The sequence below is a fragment of the Pseudomonas sp. Pse79 genome (genome assembly GCF_024519615.1).
Taxonomy (GTDB): domain Bacteria; phylum Pseudomonadota; class Gammaproteobacteria; order Pseudomonadales; family Pseudomonadaceae; genus Aquipseudomonas; species Aquipseudomonas veronii.
In genome coordinates this window covers 1-452 of sequence record NZ_JALJRR010000073.1, presented here as the reverse complement: position 1 = coordinate 452, position 452 = coordinate 1, and the positions used below count along the sequence as shown (strand labels likewise).

General features: G+C 47.8%; 2 tRNA genes and 1 rRNA gene. All 3 read right to left on the bottom strand.

The features are described from left to right. Positions 1 to 139: 139 nt before the first annotated feature. A tRNA-Ala gene (locus tag NR164_RS30285) sits at positions 140 to 215 on the bottom strand. A 27-nt stretch (positions 216 to 242) separates the two neighbouring features. After that, positions 243 to 319: transfer RNA gene (locus NR164_RS30280), tRNA-Ile, on the bottom strand. An 82-nt stretch (positions 320 to 401) separates the two neighbouring features. Further along, a 16S ribosomal RNA gene (locus NR164_RS30275) occupies positions 402 to 452 on the bottom strand; the annotation flags it as partial.

Genomic DNA, 452 nt, shown 5'->3' with positions numbered 1-452 from the left:
GTGAAAGTAACGCTCAGTCTATCTTTCTATCACATACCCAAATTTTTAAAGAACGATCTAATCAAAGACTAGAAATCAACATTCACCATCATCACGATGGAATGCTCATTTCTAAGCTTTCAAACTTTAGAAGCAGTAGTGGTGGAGCCAAACGGGATCGAACCGTTGACCTCCTGCGTGCAAGGCAGGCGCTCTCCCAGCTGAGCTATGGCCCCGTATTTCTACAGGTTCCCACACAAAATTGGTGGGTCTGGGCAGATTCGAACTGCCGACCTCACCCTTATCAGGGGTGCGCTCTAACCAACTGAGCTACAGACCCAATTTCGGGCTGCTTCTTATCGTCTTCTTCAATGAATCAAGCAATTCGTGTGGGAACTTATGGAGCAGCTGATGTCGTCGATTAAGGAGGTGATCCAGCCGCAGGTTCCCCTACGGCTACCTTGTTACGACTT